10 protein-coding genes, 1 tRNA gene and 1 pseudogene are annotated in these 21,017 nt (G+C 71.4%); 2 read left to right on the top strand and 10 right to left on the bottom strand.

Annotated features, from left to right (window positions below):
* Window positions 1-38: 38 nt before the first annotated feature.
* The gene (locus QHF85_RS36085; RefSeq protein ID WP_281331946.1) at window positions 39-1,544 is read left to right on the top strand and encodes a serine/threonine-protein kinase; all 1,506 of its coding nucleotides are present in this window, start codon (window positions 39-41) and stop codon (window positions 1,542-1,544) included.
* A gap of 43 nt (window positions 1,545-1,587) precedes the next feature.
* Window positions 1,588-2,235: an HAD family phosphatase gene (locus tag QHF85_RS36080; protein ID WP_281331945.1), complete on the top strand. Its 648-nt coding sequence runs from the start codon at window positions 1,588-1,590 to the stop codon at window positions 2,233-2,235.
* 195 nt (window positions 2,236-2,430) lie between these two features.
* Here the strand turns inward: QHF85_RS36080 and QHF85_RS36075 are convergent, their stop codons facing one another.
* The 10 genes and pseudogenes from QHF85_RS36075 to QHF85_RS36030 all read right to left on the bottom strand — a co-directional run.
* Window positions 2,431-2,835: a hypothetical protein gene (locus QHF85_RS36075; protein ID WP_281331944.1), complete on the bottom strand. Its 405-nt coding sequence runs from the start codon at window positions 2,833-2,835 to the stop codon at window positions 2,431-2,433.
* A gap of 362 nt (window positions 2,836-3,197) precedes the next feature.
* A complete protein-coding gene (locus tag QHF85_RS36070) occupies window positions 3,198-5,591 on the bottom strand; it encodes an MYXO-CTERM sorting domain-containing protein (protein ID WP_281331943.1) in 2,394 nt (797 codons plus the stop codon).
* A 136-nt stretch (window positions 5,592-5,727) separates the two neighbouring features.
* Window positions 5,728-6,294, bottom strand: coding sequence for a hypothetical protein (locus QHF85_RS36065; protein ID WP_281331942.1), 567 nt, complete (start codon window positions 6,292-6,294; stop codon window positions 5,728-5,730).
* A 96-nt stretch (window positions 6,295-6,390) separates the two neighbouring features.
* Window positions 6,391-6,472, bottom strand: a tRNA-Leu gene (locus tag QHF85_RS36060).
* A gap of 88 nt (window positions 6,473-6,560) precedes the next feature.
* Window positions 6,561-7,646, bottom strand: coding sequence for an ATP-binding protein (locus tag QHF85_RS36055; RefSeq protein WP_281331941.1), 1,086 nt, complete (start codon window positions 7,644-7,646; stop codon window positions 6,561-6,563).
* Between the two features lie 147 nt (window positions 7,647-7,793).
* Window positions 7,794-9,569 (bottom strand): hypothetical protein, encoded by a 1,776-nt coding sequence (locus tag QHF85_RS36050; RefSeq protein ID WP_281331940.1) that lies wholly within the window; start codon window positions 9,567-9,569, stop codon window positions 7,794-7,796.
* Between the two features lie 2 nt (window positions 9,570-9,571).
* The gene (locus tag QHF85_RS36045) at window positions 9,572-10,147 is read right to left on the bottom strand and encodes a hypothetical protein (RefSeq protein WP_281331939.1); all 576 of its coding nucleotides are present in this window, start codon (window positions 10,145-10,147) and stop codon (window positions 9,572-9,574) included.
* A gap of 261 nt (window positions 10,148-10,408) precedes the next feature.
* On the bottom strand, window positions 10,409-17,125 hold the full coding sequence (locus QHF85_RS36040) for a hypothetical protein (RefSeq protein ID WP_281331938.1): 6,717 nt from the start codon (window positions 17,123-17,125) through the stop codon (window positions 10,409-10,411).
* Window positions 17,126-17,171: 46 nt separating this feature from the next.
* Window positions 17,172-19,031: a signal peptide peptidase SppA gene (gene sppA / locus QHF85_RS36035; protein WP_281331937.1), complete on the bottom strand. Its 1,860-nt coding sequence runs from the start codon at window positions 19,029-19,031 to the stop codon at window positions 17,172-17,174.
* Window positions 19,031-21,017 (bottom strand): annotated as a pseudogene (locus tag QHF85_RS36030) (hypothetical protein); the annotation flags it as partial. The gene sppA and the pseudogene QHF85_RS36030, both read right to left, overlap by 1 nt.

Raw genomic sequence — 21,017 nt, 5'->3', positions numbered from 1 at the left:
CTGTGTCTGCCGCGCAAAGCCTAGCCGACAAAGAGCCGGTGAGCGTCGGCAAGTACAAGCTGATCGCGAACCTCGGCCGTGGGGGAATGGCCGACGTGTTCCTCGCCGTGGTCGCCGGGCCGCTCGGCGTGAACAAGCTGCAGGTCGTGAAGCGGCTGCGCGCCGAGTTCGCCGAGGATCCCGAGCGGCGCGAGATGTTCCTCGACGAGGCGCGGATCGCGACGCGCCTCAATCACCCGAACGTGGTGCAGACGTTCGAGGTGCACGCGGAGAACAGCGTGTACTTCATCACGATGGAGTACCTCGAAGGCGCGCCGCTGAACCGGCTGATCAACCGGTCGTCGCGGACGAAGACGCCAGCGCCGCCCGGGGTTCTCCTGCGGATCCTCGCCGACGTGCTCGCGGGGCTGCACTACGCGCACGAGCTCGCCGATTACGACGGCAAGCCGCTCAACATCGTCCACCGCGACGTGAGCCCGCACAACGTGATCGTCTCGTACGACGGTCAGGCCAAGCTGCTCGATTTCGGGATCGCGAAGGCCGACGTGCGCCTGATGGAGACGCGCACGGGAATCATGAAGGGCAAGCTCGGGTACATGGCGCCCGAGCAGGTGCGCTGCAGGCCGCTCGATCGGCGCGCCGACGTGTTCGTCGCAGGCATCGTGCTGTGGGAAATCCTCGCCGGCCGGAAGATGTGGGACAACGCCCCCGACATGGAGGTGCTCCACAAGCTGGCGACGGGCGATCTCGTGCCGATCGAGAAGGTTCGTCCCGACGTACCCGCGGCGCTCGTGAAGATCTGCGCGAAGGCGCTGGCGTACGATCCGGTGGATCGATATGCGACCGCGGCCGAGATGCGCGCGGCGATCCTCGAGCACCTCGACGGCGCGGGGCTGCGCGTCACGCCGGAGGACATCGGGAAGTACGTCTCGACGGTCTACGCGGACAAACGCACCGAGATCCGGAAGATCATCGAGCGGCAGATCGCGAAGCTACGGCAAGGCGAGGCGACGTCGCCGTCAGCCGAGGACGCGCCCGCGTCGTCGATGCGCGTGCTGCGCGCGGATACGGCGCACGGCGGGAGCGAGCCGGGCGTGGGGGCGAGCCTGCCGAACCTGCGCAGCATGCCGCCGTCGATGGAGGCGCCCGACGCGATCGCGCCGGAGATCCCGCCGCCCCCGGGCGTGCCCTCGACGTCGACCGTGGAGCCGCCGCCGGTCACGCCGACCCTCGACCGGAACGCAGGGCCAAAGACCGAGCCGCCCGCGCTGCGAACGAAGGAAAAGACGCCCGCCGAGGCGTCTTCGGAGCTGGTCGAGGCGGCGCCCGAGTCGACGCGCGGATCGGACCGCGCTCGCCTGCTCGTGGCGCTCGTGGTGGTGATCGCTGCGGCCGTGGGCGCGTTCGTGGCCCTTCGGTTCCGACAAACCCATACGTCGCCGCCGGCGCCGCCCGCGGCCGTGGGGACATCGCAGCAAGAGCCGAAGCAGCCGAGCTCTGGGCCGGTCACGCCGGCCGCGACGACGACGGCGCCCAGGAAGTGAAGCGCTTGCCGGGGCGGCGCGCCGTGCTAGTCGCCGGCTCGACATGAGCCGATTCTCCCCGCGCGCGCTGATCTTCGACATGGATGGGCTGCTCGTCGATTCGGAGCCGCTCTGGCACCACGTGGAGCGCGCGTTCGCGCGCGCGCGCGGGGGCGAGTGGACGGACGAGATGGCGCTCGCCTGCACGGGGCAAGGAATCGGGCGGATCGTGCACATCATGGGGGAGAAGATCGGCTTCGAAGTGGACGAGGCGCGCGACGTGGCCGAGCTCGAGGATCGCTTCCTCGCCGACGCGGAGACCCTTTCCCTCAAGCCGTTCGCCCGCGCATTCCTGGACGAGGCGCGGGGGCGGCTGCCGATCGGCCTGGCGTCGTCGTCGCCGCGGCGGCTGATCGACGCGAGCCTGAAAAGGTTTGGCCTGACGGACCATTTCGACGTGACGGTGTCCGGGCAGGAGGTGCCGCGGGCAAAGCCGTGGCCGGACGTGTATCTGCGCGCGGCGGAGCGGCTCTCGGTCGGGGCCGAGGGGTGCCTGGCGCTCGAGGATTCGAAGAATGGCGTGCGGGCCGCGAGGGCCGCGGGGATGGCGGTGATCGCGGTGCCCGAGGGGGATGGGGCCGCGTTCGTGGAGATCGCGGATGTGGTGGTGAGGAGTCTCGAAGAAGCGCGGGCGCTCGTGCGATTGCCGTAGCGCCCGCGCGTTACGGGGTGTGGGGGGAGGGGGCATGGGAGCGGCAGGGGCATTCCGCCGCGATCAGGTTGTGCACCGGAAGCGGTGTCGCCGGGAAACTGTTGCAGATGTTCGCAGCGCTCGAATACGAGACGGGGAATCGTGCTCGGTGATCGGGTTCACCACGCACACAACTGCAACCGTTCACGCTTCATCTCACGCGAGCGAGCGTACGATCACCCCGAGGATCATGATCAGGTTGAACACGTCCTTGAACTTGCCATGGGGTCCGTAGGAGCCCGCCATGCGGACGAATCGAAACCCATCCTGCGTACGAATGTAAACGCCCGTAGCATCGGTCTTGTCCTTTGGTGTCTCGTAATCGGTGATTTCGTCCAGACCGATGCGGAACACAGTTCCAGCATCAGACGTGTATATCGCAGTTGAGGTGAAGATCACGATGACGTCGGTCCACGGTGGTGGGTTCTGGTACCACCCCACGAGGTGCTCACCGGGCGTCAGCGTGATTGGCAGCGGCAGGTCAGCAACGTCCTCTGTGGAATGAAACGCGGGAGAGCGCTTCATGTGTCGACGAATGACCGAATAAGTGAGAAGGGCCATCGGCATTCACCTCAGCACGAATGTGATGGTATCCGTACCCCCGTACGAGGACCACATACCGCCCAGGGCCCTAGCCTCCTTTTCGGCGAACTCCGCGAGGGCCGAGTTGGCGAAGCGCATTTCGACCTGTAAAACCTGCGCACCATCTGCTCGAAAATGTGAAGAGCACGAAATCCCCCGTGGTTCGTGAGAGGACGGCGAAAGCGCCGCCTCGACAGATCAACCCACAGGACCGACCGTGATCGCGGTGCCCGAGGGGGATGGGGCCGCGTTCGTGGAGATCGCGGATGTGGTGGTGAGGAGTCTCGAAGAGGCGCGGGCGCTCGTGCGATTGCCGTAGCGCCCGCGCAAGGCGGGGTCGATCAGCTCTGCCGGCGGCGACGCGCGAGGAGGCCGGCGATCGCCGCGAAGGCGGCGAGCGAGGCGCCCGCGGGAGCGCTGGAGGAGCCGGGGACGGAGCAGTCGCAGCTGCCGTCGTCATTGACGGGCGGGTTGGCCGGGTTGGCGCCCGCGCCGCCGTCACCACTGCCGCCGCCGGGGCCGCCCATGCCACCGGCGCCGCCCGCGCCACCCGCGCCACCGGCGCCGCCCGCGCCGCCCTGGCCCGACGAGCCATCCGGGGTGAAGGCGAGGTTCGTGATGAGGCCGTCGCCGTCGCCGGAGTTGGCGATCATCACGTAGGCCGTCTTCACGCCGGCCGGGACCGTGGCGGTCGTGTTGTACGCATTGATGCCCTGGGCGCCGCCGCCGTCCGGCGTGAGGACGACGGTGTCGGCCGTGGGCTTGAAGGGACCATACGTGAACTGGAGGGGCTCCTCGCCGAAGCGGACGAGGAGCTTGGGCACGAATTCGCCGCCGCCGAACGGAGAGCCGCCGCCCGTGCTCGCGGCGTCGAAATCGATGGTGAGCGAGCCGGTGTTCTCCGGCAGGGGCACGCGGACCTGGACGACGCCGGGCACGTACCCTTGCTGGTTCGAGCCGATGTTCACGGAGGCCATGCCCGGCCCAAACCAGACGCCGAGCGTGCCGCCGCCGCCGGTCTGGACGGGGAGCGGGCCCTGCATCGTGGAGCCCTTATATTCGAGGATGCGCTGGCACTCGGGCAGGACGCCGCGCGTGGTGAAGGCCGCCTCGAGCTGGGTGGCGACGGCGTCGCCGAGCGAGGAGGTCTTGACCTGCGCGAGGATGAGCTCCGCCATGTCGTGATAGGCGAGGTCGCCCGAGGGCGCGGCCTCCATGGCGGCGAAGACGGCGAGGTCGAGCTCGGGCCTCTGGGCCTCGGTCAAAGCCTTGCGGACGTCCCAGAGCGCGCCCGAGAAGAGGGTCGCGTCCTGGTGGGATTCACCGCCGATGGCCGTGGGACAGGCGTCGGGGGCCGCGAGGCTGCGAATGGCTTTGCCGCTCGGATCGGCGTCGAGGACGGCGTATTCGCCGACGTCGGGGTCGCCGGTGATCGCCGACGAGAAGTAATCGGCGAGGCCCTCGTTCATGCCGCCCGGCGAGAAGACGATGCCAAACGCGTCGAGGTGCGGGGTGCCGACGAGCTGGATCGTCGCCTCGACGACGGCGTGCGTGAACTCGTGGTAGATGACGTCGCCGTCATACGCGTAATCCTTGACCGGGCCCTGGCCGAACATCATCGCGCCGCCCGAGATGTCGAAGAGCCCGCCCAAGGAATCCGCCGGCGAAAAGAAGGCGTTCTGGAAGGGGGTGAGCGGGACGTTGGGGTTGCCGATATTGGCGGGATTGCCGCCAAACAAACCGTCGGGCATGCGGAGGTTCGCGACCGCGTCGAGCGCGCCCTGCTGGACGAGGAAATCGGACTTGAAGGTCCGGAAAAACTCGTACGCGATCTCGGTATGGGCATACATGTGCAGCTCGGAGAACGGGTCCTCCGGCGCCGTATCCTCGGCCGGCGTGATCGACGTGAAATCGAGCGTGCCGGCGCTCGCCGTCACCGTCTGCTCGAGCTCGCAGAGGTGGATGGTGATACCCATGATCGTCTTCGTCGTCTTCTTGTCGATGCAATTGCGCGCGACGACGAGGGGGCTCGAGAGCTTGGTGGCCCCGTCCGGCAAACCGAGCGTAATGGCCTTCGTGTCCGGGGATTTCACGGGGTTCGACGGGAACACGTTCGCCTGGTGCATCGAGACCGCGGCGTTGTAACGCACCACGACGTCGCCGGTCTTCGCGTCGACGACGACGACGGGCGCATACGGAAGGGTGAGGCCCGGCGCATAAAAATGCCAGGCGAGGACAGGGCCGCCGGCCGAAGGCCAGATCACGAGGTGGGCCTTCTTGGGATCCATTTCGACGCCGGCCGATTTGGAGGCTTTTTCGGCGACATCGGCGGCGGAGAGCGCCGGGACGACGTCCGCGGGCAGGTCCTCGGCGAGGCGCGCCGCGACGACGTGCGCGACGCCGTCGTCGCCGAACGAGACCGTGGCGCCGCGATGAAGCACGGGCACGCCCTTGTGCATCTGCGGCATCTTGACGATGCGCCGGCCATCACGCAGCGTCGCGCCGCGCGCCGCGCCGAGCGAGAGGCCCTGCGACCAGGGCGCGCGCTCCGCGAGGATGGTGCGCGCCGAGGCCTCGAGCGCCTGGGGCTCCGCATCCTTGACCGAGACGAGCGACTTCTGTGCGGGCACGAAGTCGCCGACGTCGAGCAGCGTACGCGGCCCGGAGGCGGCGAAGGCCGTCCCGCCGAGCGCGAAGACCATCAAGCTTGCCGAGAAGGAGGAGAAAAAGCGCATCGTAAACCCTTGCTTTGGGAAGTCCGAGGACGTGGGTCGCGCCCCGAAGAGGCGCGGCCGAATGCAATCCTAGGAACCGGACAAAGCGAGGGCAACGATTGGAATCGTCCGACGGGAACGTAGCCTGGAAAATTGGCTAGTCGCGGATGCTTTCGCACCGCGGACACGCCGCCTTGAGCCGCTCGTTCGCGCGATCGATGCGCTGCTGCGCGGCTGCGCATCGATCGTCCTCCTTGCCCGCGAGGTCGCAGAGGCGCGTCGCCGCGCGCTTCATCGAGGCGTAGGCGCGGCAAGCGCCATGGCAGGGGCTGTCCTCGGTGCCCGTCGTCGACATCGATTCGGGCGTCACGGGCTTGGTAGGCGCGGCCCCGGGCGCCTTCCTCTGCTGCGTGGGCGACGGCGGCGTCGCATCGGCCCCGGAGGCCTTCGCGGAAGCCTCCACGCCCATCACGTTGAGGAAGGAGCTCTCCCAGCGCGCGAGCTCCATCTCGGCGTCGTCCGGGGTCCGGAGGTCGTCCGATGTGACCTTCTCCTCGGTCATGGCCGTCGCCGCAGGGGGCGGCGGAGAGGGCTCGGCCGGGGCCGCGGCCTCGCCCGCCGTCGACGGGGCGCCCGCGGACGGCGGGGCCGCCGCACAAGCGGCGAGCGCAAGAGGCACGAGCGCAAGGACCAGGGACGCCGGACGCAGGAAACGCAAGGACATGTCGAAACCCCCAAACGCGAAAAAGGCCGGCACCTTACGGTGACCGGCCCTTTTCACTTTTTTTGCTGACTGCGACCCGTATGGGTCGCTTCGGGGTGCGAAGGGGGGGACTTGAACCCCCACGGTGTTACCCGCTAGCACCTCAAGCTAGTGCGTCTGCCAATTCCGCCACCTTCGCTCGGAACCGCTTGCTTCGAGGCGACGGAACCTACCCGGTTCGCCCCCAATGTCAACCACTTTTTTTTCGCGTCCCTCGAGCCCGTCCGTCAGGCCGTGAGCGCCGCGACAATCTCGCCGATCTCGAAGGGCTTGCGCACGGCCTTGACCTCGAACGACGCGGGCAAACCCGACAGGTCACGCACGTTGCCCGAGATGAGGACGATCCGAACCGAGGGGTTCGTCTCGCGGATCTCGGCGAGCGCGCCGTGCACGTCCGCGCCAAACGGCGAGAGGTCGCAGAGCGCCGCGTCGAAGCGGCCCGTCGGAAGCGCAGCGCCGAGCTCGGCGCGCGTGCGCGCATGCACGATGGTCGCACCGCGCGCCGCGAGCGCCGCTTCGAGCAAGTCGAAGACAGCATCGTCGTCCTCGACGACCAGGATGCACTTGCCCGCGAGGACCATCGCCGGCTTGCTCGTCGAGCGCGGCGGCGCAGGCGGCGACGAAGCGCGGCGAGGCCAGCGAAGCTCGAACCGCGCCGACGGCTCGGCCCGCACGAGCGAGAGCGAACCACCCGACTCGCGCGCGAGCGCCGCGGCGAAACGAAGCCCGATGCCCGCGCCGCCCGCGCGCGTGGTGACGCCCGCGTCGAGCAAGTTCGCGCGGCGCTCGACAGGCACGCCCGGGCCTTCGTCGGTCACGCCGAAGACGACGTCGTCGGGGCCATCGACCGTCGCGTCGAGGAGCACAGCGCCACGCGCCGGCGAGACGGCGACGGCGTTGAGCAGGAGGTTCGTGAGGATCTGCAAGATGACGGAGGTGCCCGGCAGATGCGCGGTCTCGAGCGCAGGGTCGAGCGAGGTGCGAAGCTCGACGCCGCCGCGCTTGGCCTCGGGCTCGCAGCCCTTCGCAGCCTCGGCGAGGATCGTCGCGACGGACGCGGGTACGTCGTCCGGTACGTCGGCGCCGATGGCGCGGCGGACGATCTGTCGCGCATGACGCGCGCGCGATGCCGCGATGGCGAGCGCGTCCTCGACGGTGGGAAGAGAGTCGATCTCGCCACGCGCGCGATCGATCCATCCGAGCACGACGGTCAGCGCGTTCGAGACCTCGTGGAGGACACCCGCGAGGTCTCGATCGGTCGAGCGTCGCAACGCTGGGTCGCCGTCGATCCGCGCGCTCTCCTTGTCGGCCAAGGGCCCGCGGCTCGCCTCCTGCGAAGACCCTCGTCCGCGCGCCGAAGCGTCCCTTCCACCGGTGTCGGACTCCGCCACGCCTCCAGCCTATCCCGGACCGAGGCGAGCGTGTACCCCCGGGACGCAGGCGCGTGGCAGCACGCACGCCTACTTCGAAAGCGCGAGGGACGGAGCGAGGGGCAAGGTGTAGTGGCCATCGAAATCCGTGGCTCCCTCCGCAATCTGAATCACCACGGTCTGCTCGGTGCCGGAGGCCTTGACGGGCATCCACGCGCGGAGGGTCGCGTTCGGCACGATCTGCCCGAGAGGATCACGGACCTCGCCGCGCAGCACGACGGGATACGGGAGGATGAGCGTGGTGAAGTCGAGGGGCTGCCCGACGGTGACCTTGGCCTGCGGGTTGGCGATCCACGGGTAGAGCGAGCCGGGCGAGGGTACGACGAGCAGATCGGCGAGGCCCGGATCCGCGAGCAAGGAGAACTCGCCCCCGAAGCCGAGGGGCGTCGACATGGGCTGCGAGGCCGGCTCGTCGGCGAGCAGGCTCCGCGAGAGGTACGGGCGCTCCGGCGTACGCGAGGGCGAGACGGAGGCGGAGCCCATGGAGAGCGGCGCACCGTTCGGCAGGACGACCTCGCCGGAGACGACGGACTTGTCCTGCACGGTAAAACCCTTGCCGCAGACGCACTCGCCGTCGGCCGGGACCTCGAAGCCGTCGTGGGTGGTGACGGCCTTCGTGAAGTCGAAGATGGGGTGCGTGGTGACGCGGTACTTGCCGGGCGGGAGGAGCGCGCTGAATTCGCCCTGATCGTTGGTGTCGACGACGACGTTGTAGATGGCGCTGTTCGAGGCGTTGCCGGAGAGCTCGAGGCTGCTGAAGGCGACGGTGGCGACGACGGGCTGGTCGTGGGCGTCGATGACGAACGACGTGACCTCGCGGCCGACGGCGTCGAGGTCGATGAGCGTGAGGTCGGCCTGGATGTTCTTGCTGTCGGGGTTGAGGGGGCTCAGCGAGGCGACCTGCCAGAAGAACTTGGGCGCGTTGGGATCGTCGGGCGGCGGCCGGAGGCGGAGGATCGGCGAGCTTTCGAGGCCGAAGTCCCAGTAGTACTCGAGGTTGTAGGTCGTGAAGAGCGCCAAGGGCGGGTCGACGGTGAGGACCTGCGTGCGCGAGACGGGGATGCCGTGCTTGGGCTCGACGACCTCGATCGACCAGCCGTTCAAGTCCTTGCCCTCGGGGAACGAGATGCTGCCGGAGATGACGCGCGGCTCGGCGGAGAGGTGCAGGTCGATCTTGCCGCCCTGGTTGAGGTTGATGCCGCGGTAGTACATGGGCGGCGGCGGAGGCGCGGGGCAGTTCTCGGGCGCGCGTGGGGCGACGTGCACGTCGTAGATGCCGGGCGGGATCTCGACCGAGTAGGCGTCCGTGCTGCCCGGCTGGATGACGGCCTTGGCCTCGTGGTCGGGCAGGCCCGCGTGCTGCGCGTCGCGGTAGAAGGTGAAGTCCGCCTGGAGTTTGCCCTCGGGCGAGAGGGGGCAGCCCTTGTAGTCGTAGTCGACGAAGAGCTCGATCGGCGAGACCACGACGTGCGAGAGCGCGATGTTGTGATCGACGACGAGGCCCGCGCTCGACTGGTCGACGAAGCCCTCGCCGCCGAAGGGCACGAGGTAGGGCGTGTTGGCGCCGGAGGCGGCCTCGGCCGTGGGGCGCACTTCGAGGATGAGGCCGGGGAGATCGACCTGGGTCGACACGCAGGTCTGGAAGCCGTCGACGCTGGCGCAGACGCCGCCGCCTTCGCAGTCCTCGTCGGAGGAGCAAGCGTTCACGACCTCCGCGTCGAAGCCCCCGAGCGCGAAGCATCCGGAGAGCGCAGGCGCGGCCGTTAGCACGATCGACCACAAAGTCAAGGACAAGGTACGTTTCAAGGTCAACCTCCCGTGGTCCCGGCGTCGTTCAGGTCGCTCGTCACCACCGTGGGATCGAGCGGGCAGCTCACTTCGCTGGCTGGGCAATTCTCCAGGACCGGCGGACAGTCGCCGACGTCGCATTGCCGGAAATGCCAGGTGATCTGGCTGGAATCCCGGAGGTCTCTGGGACAACCGGTCCTGGTATCGAATTCATGCGTGACGATGAGCGTCAGGCGATGGCATCCGGGCTGGAGCTCCAAGACCGTGTCGCTGTAGGAAATATTGACGAGCGGGCGCGGCCCGTCCGCCAGCGTCGCCGCCGGGAGCTCCGGCCAATTCGGCAATATGTTCCGGAAGGGCTGCTTCAAGGCGTTCTGAAAGCCGTAATCGATGTAAAGAGCGGCCTTGACGGATTCCCCCGCGTCCTCGGAAGCGACGGACGCGGCAATGGGGAACGCCGCGAGGCCCAGATCGCCGCCCACGACCAGAATGGAGCGCGGATCGGGATCGAGGCCCGAAGCGACGAGGATCGGCGGCGTCTGCTGCGGCTCGTACGTGACGGGCTCCGCGGTGACGAGGCACCCCGGGGCGAGCACGACGAGCCCGAGAGCGTAAAGCGATCTTCGGGCCAGCGCGCCGAAGCCCAGGAAATGGCCTTCAGGCAAAGACGGACGGCGCGGCACCCCTGACAGCGCTGTCAGGTCCTGGAGAGCCTCTGGCACGGGCCTTCGAGGCGCACCACGTATGTCGAGCCGACGCGCGGACGAAGGGGCGGACGAGGGCGGACGAGCGACGAACAAGGGCACCTCCTTTTGGGGCAGGGGCGCGGCGCAGCGGCCACCCCGCGAGCCCCTCCATCAAGTGCCACGAAATCGGCTCGGCGGTCCGTTCTTGTTCCCTTCGGTGGAAGGCGCCGCGCGGAAGCGGGCCTCGGCATACTCGCTGCGCGTGGCGAGTCGAACGAGATCGGCGAGCGCCGGATGCGCCGCGCACGCGCGCGCGAGGCCCCCCTCGGCCGTGAGGGGCACGTCGAGGTCGAGCTCGAGCTCGGCGACGACGAGGCGAAGCGCCGTGGGAAGGTCGCCGCTCGCGAAGAGGCCCGCGCGGCGAGCGGCGCGGCGGGCGCTCTCGATGGCAGCCTCGTAGGTGACGCCGTCGGGCTGGGCGAAGATCTCACGGAGGCGACGGTCCCCACGGGGTGGGACGATTTGCCAGAGGTCCTGGCCGAGGCGCGCGACGCCCGGGTCGGTGCCACCGGTGGGGCCGACGGGGCCAAAGGCGGCGCGGAGGGCCTCGATGAGGGTGCGCAGGTGCTCCTCGGGGAGGCGGACGAGGACGTGCTCGGGCATGGCGCCGGCGATGGAGGCGCCGAGGAGGTAACGAAGCTCGGGGGTCTCGTCGCGGATCTCCCCGGCGAGGACGACGGCAGGCGGCGCGAGGAGCGCGACCTGGACGCCGAGGGCGGAGGCCTGGTTCGGGGCGCCAGCAGGCGCGCGGCGGTGGAAGAGCGGGGTGCGCGCGGCGCCGAAGACACGCGTGACGGAGCCCCAGACGTCGCCGAGGACGGTGGGGGCGCCCGGCTGGACGCGGAGGGCGCCGGTGAGGCCGTAGTGGCTCGGCTCGCGGCGGTAACGGCCGGTCTCCCAGGTGATGGCGAGGGCCTCGTTGATGGGGCTCTCGACGTTGCGGAAGAGGAGCGCGAGGACGAGCTCGGGCGCGGACGCGAGGGCCGAGAGCGCGGGAGGCGCGACGGCGCGGCCCGCCGGATCGAAGCCGGCGAGGACGTGCTCGACGGCGCGGGCATAGGCGCCGTTGCGATCGAGCTGCGCGGCCTCGTGGAGCTTCTGGAGCGTGGTTCGATCGCCGGGACGAAGCGACGCCTGGTGCTTGCGCACGACGAGGAGGTCGCGCGAGCGAGCCTCGGCGTTCGCGCCGTAGAGCTCGACGAGGCGCTCGCCCGCGTCGTACGAGCCGGCCATGAGCTGCTCGAAGAGCGCGGTCTCGCGCGCAGGTCCGCCGCCCGGCGCGGGAGCCGGAGGAGCCGGGCGGGCGCGCGGCTGCGCGGGCGGCGGAGGCTCCTCGACGATGGGCGCGGGGACCGGCTTCTCGGCGGGAGGCGGCGGGCGGAGGCCCGTCGGCATGGAGCGGATGGCGCTCGCCGCGAGCGGGATCGGGATGTCGTCGTCGTCGTCGATCGCGTCGTCGAACGCCTGGTCGAAGGCCTCTTCGAGGTCGAAGACGAGGCCCTGGCCGTCGTCGGCGAGCGGCGCGCGGGCCGGAGGCGGAGGCGGCGGAGGAGGCGGCGGCGGCTCGGAGGGCTCGACGATGAGGCGGGGCTTCCGCGCATGGGCGAGCTCCTCGGCGATCTGCGCGGCGAGGTTGCGATCGGGGGCCGCGAGCGGGAAGGCGTCGGCGTAGAGGCGGATGGCCTCGTTGGGATCGGTGGCGACGACGAGGCGGCCGAGCTGGTAGAGGAAGCGGGCGCGATCGAGGCCAGCGCTCTGGCGGATGAGGTCGAAGAGGGCCGCGCGCGCGGCCTCGGGCTCGCCGTAGCCCGCGACGAACTCGAGCTTCTTGCGCATCGCGATCGGGCGGGTGTCGGGCTCGACGGCGGCCGTGTCGAGCAAGCGCGAGGCCGTCTCGAGCTGGCCCGCGGCGAGGGCCGCGTCGGCCGCGGCGAGGGCGACGCGGCCGCGGCTGCGAAGGCCACGGAGGTCGCCGCTCAAAGCGCGCTCGAAGAGGGGCAAGGCCGCGTCGAAGTTCTTGTTGCGCACGAGGCGCTCGGCCATGCCGAGGGCGATGAGCGGAGCCGGGCCAAACGCGGCGTGCCGGCGCGAGAGCTCGCGCATGCCAGCGCCGCCGCCCTGGATGACGTCGAGCTCCTCGGCGAGCAGGAATGCTTGGAGCTCCATCTGCTCGGGCGTGAGGTGCTCGGCGATGCGCGTGAGCTCGTCGATGGCGTGTTGCGCTTCGCGAGGCGTGCCGCCGCCGCGCGCGCGGTACTCGAGGCGGCGCGCTTCGAGGACGGCCTCGGCCGAGTGCGGAGCGAGGCGGACGGCGCGGCGGACACGGTCGAGGGCCGTGGCTTCGTCGCCGGTCGAGGAGGAGGCGCGGGCCGCTTCGACGAGGTAACTCGCGCGTTTGTCCGCGGGCTCGCGGGAGGCGGTGGCGAGCTGATCGAGGGCCTCGGAGAGGGTGCGGGCGTCGCCCTGGTGGCGAGCGATCGAGACGCGCAGCTCGATGACGGCGTCCCGCGCGGCGATGGGCGCGATGGTCTCGAGGATGTTGCGCGCGGCCTGGGCGTTGCCGCCCGCGAGCCAGTCGTTCGCGGCGCGGATGCCGTACTCGGCGCGCTCGTCGGTCTTCGCGGAGAGCTCGCCGAGGCGCTGCCAGAGCGGCGCAGCCCGGAGGGGCGATCCGAGTCGCTCGCGGATGTCGGCGAGGAAGCGGAGCGCGCTCGGATCGTCGGGCGTCTCCGCGAGGAGCGCGTCGAGCTCGGCGCAAGCGTCCTCCAGGCGGCCGAGGCGTTGCTCGAGGACGGCGGCGCGGCGCAGGCGCAGGGTGCGGCGCAGATCGGGCGCCTGTGCCGCGGCGATGCGCTTGCCGAGGATGTCGGCGACGGCGGCGTGATCGCCCTGCGAGGCCGCGTGCGCTTCGAGTCCTTCGAGGGCCTCCTCGTTGTCGGGCGCGAGCTCGCTCGCGGCCTTGAGGTGCGCGACGCCGGCCTTGTGATCGCCCAGCGCTTCCAGCAGCGCGGCGAGCTCACGCAGGATCGAGGCGCGCGCGACGGCGTCCTCGGTGCGCTGGAGCTGGAGGTTCAGGAGCGCGACCTGCGCGGGGCGATCGCCGGTGCGGCGCGCGAGGCGCAGCGTGGTCGCGAGCAGCTCGTCGGTCGGCTCGCTGTCCTGGAGGATGCGCTTCAGGACGTCGAGCGCGGCCGCGTCCTCGCCGCGGCCCGCGAGCATGGTCGAGAGGTCGACCGCGATGCGCACGCGCGACATCGGGCCGAGGTCCTGGCGCGCGAGCTCGGAGGCGAGCACGGCCTCGGCCTCGCTCGCGCGCTCGGACAGGACGAAGAGCCGGCGCATGCTGGAGAGCGCCGCCTCGCGTTGATCGGGCGTGATGCTCGGCGATCGCAGGGCGCGCTCGAGCGTCTCGATCGACTCGGCGAAATTGCCCTCGCGCTCCTTGCGCTCGGCGACGTGGAGCAGGGCCGCGAGCCGAACATCCGGGGCGACGGCCGCGTCGAGGTCGCGCGCGAGCGTCGCGTCGCCCGAGGCGAACACGGCCGCGTCCGCGTCGCTCACGAGGACCTCGTCCTCCGGGGCGCGGCGCGCCGCCTGCACGAGGAGCGTGCCCGTGACGAGCGGATCGCCGAGCGCCTGCGCGAGCTTGCCGCCGAGGCGGAGGAGGGCGACGCCCACGCTCGCGTAAGGCTTGGCGACGGCTCGCAGCAGGGATTCGAGGAAGCCGCGGCTCGCCTCCGCGTCGCCCGCGGCGACCACGGGCGCGACGTCGACGAGCGTATCGTACTCGTCGATGTCGCCGTCCGCGGCCACGGCGCGCTCGACGAGCGAGAGCCCGAGCGCGTGCGCGCCGAGGACGCCGAGCGCGACCCTCGCGAGCGCCACGGCCACGCGCGCGCCGTCCGGACCGTCGGTGCGCTTCAACGCGGCGAGGGCCGTGGTCTCGAAGCGCGCGACGAGCGGCCCGACGTTGCTGACGGACCCGACGAGCTTGCGCAGCGCCTCGCCGAGCTCCTCGACGGTCCCGAGGTCCGGCCGCGCCGAGAGGGCGCGCAGGAGCAGGTCGAAGCGCATGCGGCTGCCCTCGCCCGCGGCCTTCGCGAGCGAGGCGGCGCGCTTGAGCCACGCGGCCCGCGCGCCGCCGTCGGCCGCCTCGGCGACGCGCTCGATCGCGCGGATGGCCTCGGTCGGGTTGCCGCCGCGCTCCGCGAGGCGCGCCATCAAGAAGTACGACGTGCCCTCGGAGGGGACGGCCTCGAAGCACGCGACAGCGTGGCGGAGCGCCGCCTCGATGGCGCCTCGTCGTTCGAGCTGACGCGCGCCGCGGTAGTGCGCCGCGCGCCGCCCGTAACAACCGAGCGCTGCCGCGGCGAGTACGTCGTACGTGCGGTCGAGCACCTCGATCCCGCCCTCCACGGTGGAGGATCGCTCGACGATCGCCACCGCCTCGGCGCGCGACGGATCGATCTGGATCGCGCTCGCGCCGATCTCGAGCGCGCGCTTCGGCAGCCCGTTCGCGACGGCGAGGTTCGCCGCCTCGATGAGCAGGCTCGCGCGGCGGCGCGGCTCCGACGTGAGGGTCTCCGCGCGCCGCACGATCGCATCGAGCGCGGCCGCTGGACCCGCGAACGTCACGAGGTCTCGCGCGTACCGCTCCATCCCGCCGCGCGGCGCGGCCACCGCGGCTCGCCAGAACGCGTCCTCCGCGCCTGCCGGATCCTGCGCGAGATCCCAGCGCACGGCCCCGAGATCCCGCAGCCCGCTCGACAGGTTCTCGAGGGCCGACTGCTCCGGCCCGTCCACGAGATCCCCGAGCGCGCGCACCCTCGCCTCGACGAACGCGACGAGCCCGTCCGAGCCGAGCGACGCGCCGCTCGCCTGCATCTTGTCGTCGAGCGCGTCGAGGTGCTCGTGCAGGTGCCGCGACTCCGCGCCCTTCTCCGCCGCGCGCGCGAGCTCCGCCGCCGCGCCGTCCCAGTCCTCTGCGGCCGCGCGCCGCTGCGCCAGATCGAAGAGCCGCTCGTTCGTGCGCTCGTTCTTCGTGTCGGCCGAGACGAGCCGTTCGAGCAGCACCACGCCGAGCGCCACATCCTCCGCGCGATCGCTCATCGCGAGCAGCCGACCTCGGAGCCCCGGCACGCGCGGCCCGTACATGTCGAGCGCGCGCCTGCCGACGTCGATCGCGCGCGGCGTGTCGAGCTCGAAGAGCAGCGAGAGCGCGTCGCCGAAGAGGCTCGACATGTCGTCGAGGGGACGCGGCTGCGCGAGCACCCACCCGAGCGCGTCCTCCAGCCGGTCCGGATCGTACGCCTGTGAAGCAAGCCGCACGAGCTCGCGCATCGCATCGGGGCAGCCCGGGCGAAGCGCGAGCCAGCGCTGCGTCCACGTCACCGCGAGCGCCATCTCCCCGACCGTCTCGAACGACTTCGCGAGCCCCTCGCAGAGCGACGAGCGGATCAGCATCGTCGAGGCGCCGCCTTCGACCGCCATCGCCGCGTCGAGGTCCGGCATCGCGATCGTCGCCCTCGCCAGCGCCGACAGGGCGCGGGCCGACGCGGGATCCGCGAGGCACGCGTCCTCGGCCGTCCTCCGCGCGAGCGACGCGTGCCCGAGCCCGAGGTAGCCCTCCGCGGCCACCGCGAGCAGGCTCGCGCCGATCTCGCCGCTCGCCTCGGCCGCGATCTGCACGAGCGCGTCGGCGCGCTCCCGCTCCTTCGACGCGCCGAGCGTCGCCTGGAGCAGCGCCGCCGCCGCGACCTCGGGCCCCTTCGCGCGCGCCGCGATCGACGCGATGCTCCCGCCCTTCTGCCGGAGCTCGCGCCGCACGGAGGCGATCCCGTCGAGCGACGCGAGCGCGACGGCGCGATCCGCGAGCAGACCGAGATCACTCTCGACCTCGGCCACGATCCCCGCGTCGAGCACGGCCGCGATGGCGCGCGCCGCGTTCCCCTCGTCGAGCGCCCGCGACACGCGGCGCAGGTGCACTTGCCGCGCGCGGTACCGGTTCGTCTGGAACGCGGCGAGGGCGTGATCGCGCAGCGCCTCGTCGGCCGCGCCCGCGGCGCCTCGCGCGGCGAGCGCGTCGACCATCGTGTTCGCCGCCATCTCGTCTTCGGGCGTGATCTCGAACGCCCGCAGCCGATCCTCGAGCGCGCTGTCGGCGTCCTCGAGCGCCTCGTGCCGCGCCGCCGCCGTCAAATAGCCCGCCGCCGCGTCCGCCTTCGTGATCGCATCCTTTGCCCAGGCCGCGATCGTACCGACGAGCTCGAGCGGCATGGGCTGGCTCGAATCGAACGCCGCCGCCTCCTTCAGCGCCTCGGCCGCGCCCTTCGGATTGGCGCCGCGCGCGAGCAGCACCGCGACCTTCAGCAGCGTCTGCGCCGACGAAGCGGGCCGCGACGCATCACACGCCACGCGCAGCACCTCGGCTGCCGCGATCGGCTCGCCGAGCCCCGCGAGCCACTCGGCGAGCTCCGAGCGCAGCGACTCGTCCTCCCCGAGCTCGAGCGCGCGCCGCGCCAGGTTCACCGCCGTATCGAGCTCCGTCTCGCGCGACGCGAGCAGCCGCGCCAGCGCCTTCGCGGCCTCGCGCTCGCCGGCCGCGTCGCCCGCGTCCCGACAGCGCGCGACCACGCCGCGCAGATGGGCGATCTCCGCGCGCGGGCCGTGATGCCGCAGGATCGGCTCCTCCGTGCGGTTCGCCTCCAGCACGAGCGAACCTGCCGAGGTGGGAGCCGGCCGATCGGCGAGCTCGGGCGGCGGCATGGTGCCTCGCCGTGCGACCGGCGCGACGTCGTCATCCGCGGAGAAATGGGCCGAAGAGCTCATGGAAGGGCGCGGCCAGGCTACCAGAGGCCGCGGACGAGCGGTGAGCTCAACGCACGATCAGACCGAACGGCATGGCCGTGAGCGTTCGCTCGCCCGACAGGAAGGGCGCCATCGACCCCAGGTACCGGGCGACCTCGGGCAGAAGCGCGCCCACCTCGGGCAAAAGAGCGTCCACGGCGGCTTGCCGCGCCGCCTTTGCGGCCCTGCTCTCCTGCGCCGCGCCCGCCTCGCCGTCCTCCGCGGCTTCGAGAAGATCGAGCAACCCTGAGCCCTCGCCCACCACCTCGGCCGGCGCGTCGTCCGGCAAATGCGCGAGCTTTCGCGCGAGCGTCACGGCGTCCGCGAGCCCGCCGAGCTCGTCGACGAGGCCTCGCTCCTTCGCTTCGACACCCCCGAAAATCCGGCCTTCTGCGCTCTCGCCGACCTTCTCGACCGGCATTCCGCGCCCCTCCGAGATGCGCCGGACGAACAGGTCGTAGATCGATTGCATCGACCCGAGCACCTTCTGCCGCGTCGGCTCGTCCCAACCCTGGAACGGCGACATGTACGTCGCGCGCCTCGCCTTCACCGGATCGGGCGCGGCCGCGATCGTCTCGGTCGTCACGCCGATCTCGTCGAGCGTCTTGCCCACGGCGAGCTTGCCCGACACGACGCCGATCGACCCGAGGATGCTCGTCGGCTCGGCGACGATCTTCGTCCCCGCGCAGGCCATGTAATACCCGCCGCTCGCGGCCATGCCTCCGACGGACACGACGAGCGGTTTGTCCCCGCGCAGCTTCATCAGCCGCTTCCACAAGAGATCCGACGCGAGCGCCGATCCGCCGGGCGAGTCGATGCGCAGCACCACCGCCTTCGTCGACTCGTCCTTCTCCAGACGCGCGATCGTCTTTCCGAGATCGCGCTCGTTGATCCCGTCGCTCCCGCCGAGCGGCGACGACGGCGCGCCGCCCATCGAGATCGCCCCCGTCGCCGGCACGATCGCCACGTGTGGCTCGCCGCCCGACCCCGGCCCTGCGAGCACGCGGATCACGTCGATGATCCCGCCCGACACCGGCTCCGGCGACGCGCCTCCGCCGAACCGCATACTCATGCGCTCCGCGCCCGCGAGCTTCTTCGCTTCCTCGCGCGCCTCGTCCGCGTACCCGACCTCGTCGACGAGCCCCTTTGCCTTCGCCTCTTCCGGCGAGAACGGCCCGTCCTCCACGATGTCCGCGAGCCCGGGTTTGCCGCGCCCCTCCGCGATCGCCGACAGCCACGACGAGCGCAGCCCACGCAGCGCGCCCTCGACGGACTGCCTCGCCTCGGGGCTCGCGCTGTCGCGCGTGAACGGCTCTTCGGCGCCCTTGTACTTGCCGACCTGGAGGAAGTTCACCTCGACGTGGAGCTTCTCCAGCAAGCGATGACCGAACACGAGCTCGGCCGCGATGCCGACCGACTCCACGCCTCCGGCCGGGCTCACCCAGACCCGATCACAACCCACGGACGCGAGCAGCAGCGTCGCGTTGCCGAGATCGTCGGCGTGACAAACCACGGGCTTCTTCGCCTTGCGGATCGTGGCGAGCAGGCGCCCGATCTCGCTCGCCCGCGCGAGCCCGAGCCCTGCGGTCCCGAGCTTCACGAAAAACCCCTTCGTCGTCTGGCGCTCGTTCGCCGCGCCGATCACCTCCACGAGATCGGCGTGCGTGCGCCCGCGCGGCGAGCCGAAGAGCCCGCCCTGCGACGACTCGGGCGCCCCGCGCGACAGATCGATCTCGACCACCGCGGGCCCGGTGACCGCCGGCGAGACACGCGCGTTCGTCGCGCTCTGCGGCCTCCCCTCGCAGCCCGCGCCCGCCATCGCGACCGCCGCTCCCATCGAGAGGACGAGCGCCCCTCGACGAACACCTTGGTCCCGCCTCTTTTTCATCAGGGCTCCCAGGAATCCGCGAACTTGGCGAGCCGCTCCTTCGCGCGCTTCGTGTGCGGGTTCGCCTCGCCGCCCTTCTCGATGATCTTCCGGTAGAGCGTGCTCGCCGTCATGCGCTCGCCGTTCTCCCACCGCAGATCCGCGAGCGCCGCGACCGCGTCGAGGTACATCCCGTCCGCGGCCACCGCTTGCTCGTAGAACCGGATCGCCGCGGCCCGATCGCGCTTCTTCTGCGCCAGATCCCCCTCGGCCTTCAGCACCTTCGCGTCCTTCGGCGTCTTCGCGGCGAGCTCCTTCAAGAGCGGCTCGGCCTTGTCGAGCTCGCCCTTCTCGATCGCCTCGATCGCGGCTTTCAGCGCGTCGTCCCCCGCCGGAACCTTGAGGCTCGCGTTCTCGACCTCGGGCTTCTTCGCGCCCTCCGCGCTCGCCACGAACGCGCGAAGCGACGCCACGAGCGGATGCGGCCTCGGCATCGCCGCGAGCCTGTCGAGCTCGGCCTTCGCGCCGGCCGTATCGCCCGATCGGGCGAGCGCATAGATCAACATCGACCGCGCGCGCCCGAGGTTCTGCTCGTCCCGCGCCGCGGCCTTCAGCCGCTCGATCACCGTCGCCCACACCGGCGCGGACTCGGCCAGATCGAGCGTCGCGAACAGGAGCTCGTCGCTCGCCTGCGTGGTCGACTTCGGCAGCGTCGCGACGAGCTTCCGCGCGCCGTCCACGTCTCCCGCGAGGCGAAGCGCGTCGATCCGACAGCGCGTCACGTCCGCGTCGGCCGCGGCGATCGACTGCGCCCGCTCCGCCGCCTGCTTCGCGCGCCCCACCACGAGATCGAGCTCCCGCCGCGCGTTCGGCAGATCCGGATCCGACGCCGAAAGAAGCCGCACCTTCAGCCACGCCACGTCCGCGCGCACCGCCGCGAGGCGCGCGAGCCGCACCGCCACGCGCAGATCCGCGTCCGCGATCGCGCTCGCCTTCACGTACGACTCGTTCGCCGCGTCGAGATCGCCGTCGCGCAGATCGCGATCTCCTTGGTCCAGCAGCGTCCCGAGCCGCGCGTCGCCTTGCGTCGGCGCCGCCACGTTCCCCTTCGTCTGGTACTCGCGCCCGACCATCACTGCGCCGAACACGCCCGCGCCGAGGAGCATGACCCCCACGATCCAGCGCGCGGCATGCGGCCGACGCGGCGGCACGCCCGAGACCGAGAGCACGTCGTCGTGGCTCAGCAGCGCCGACGACGGCGGCAGCGACGTGGGCCCGCTCGCCGGCGTCTTCGCCGACGGCGTCTTCGACGAGTTCGGCTTCGCGGGCTCGGCTTTCGGCGGCGCGGGCGTGGCCGACGCGGGTTTCGCCGCCGTGATCGACGGCGGACGATCCATCATCAGCGTCGGCCCTTCGCTCGTCGGAGGCCGCTCCATCATGAGCGTCGGATCCTCGCCGCTCGAGGGCCCCGCGTCCTGCACGTTCGGCGGCTCGGGCGTCGCCTTCTTCGGCGGCACCGCGGACTCCGGCGGCGGGAACATCGGCGCGGATGACGCGGCCTTTCGCGGCGGAGGCGCGGCCTCCGGGGGCGGAAACATCGGCGACGACGCCGCAGTTTTTCGCGGCAGAGGCGCCCCTTCCGCCGGCGGCGGCGGGAAGATCGGCGACGAACCCGCGGTCTTGCGCGGCGGCGGCGGAGGCGGCGGAAGCGCGCTGATCCGCTCCACGGCCCCTCCCCGCTCGTCCGACGACGAACCCGTAGGCGCGCGCATCGGCGGCGGCGACCCGAAGCCGCCGTTGCTCCGCGTCGAGATGGGCGCCTCCACGACGTCCATCGTGTTCAGCTCTTCGAGACCGCCGGGCACGCGCGGCGCGGCGAGCGTCGGCACGTCCGAGCCCTTCTCCGCGCCGGCCGCCGCGGGCGGGCGCACCGACCCGGGCCGCCTGCCGAGCAGCGCGCCGCCCATCGCCACGGGCGGAGGCGGCGGCACCGATCCGCGCCGCGGG

Origin of the sequence: Polyangium sp. 6x1, assembly GCF_029946515.1 — a bacterium.
Classification (GTDB): Bacteria; Myxococcota_A; Polyangia; order Polyangiales; family Polyangiaceae; genus Polyangium.
Note: the sequence above shows the minus strand (reverse complement) of the source record. Positions and strands in the feature narration are given on the sequence as shown.

Coding starts and splice junctions, on each gene's coding strand:
- QHF85_RS36065 (WP_281331942.1), bottom strand. CDS start 6,294: ATGTCCTTGCGTTTCCTGCGTCCGGCGTCCCTGGTCCTTGCGCTCGTG.
- sppA (WP_281331937.1), bottom strand. CDS start 19,031: ATGAAAAAGAGGCGGGACCAAGGTGTTCGTCGAGGGGCGCTCGTCCTC.
- QHF85_RS36070 (WP_281331943.1), bottom strand. CDS start 5,591: ATGCGCTTTTTCTCCTCCTTCTCGGCAAGCTTGATGGTCTTCGCGCTC.
- QHF85_RS36040 (WP_281331938.1), bottom strand. CDS start 17,125: ATGAGCTCTTCGGCCCATTTCTCCGCGGATGACGACGTCGCGCCGGTC.
- QHF85_RS36080 (WP_281331945.1), top strand. CDS start 1,588: ATGAGCCGATTCTCCCCGCGCGCGCTGATCTTCGACATGGATGGGCTG.
- QHF85_RS36075 (WP_281331944.1), bottom strand. CDS start 2,835: ATGGCCCTTCTCACTTATTCGGTCATTCGTCGACACATGAAGCGCTCT.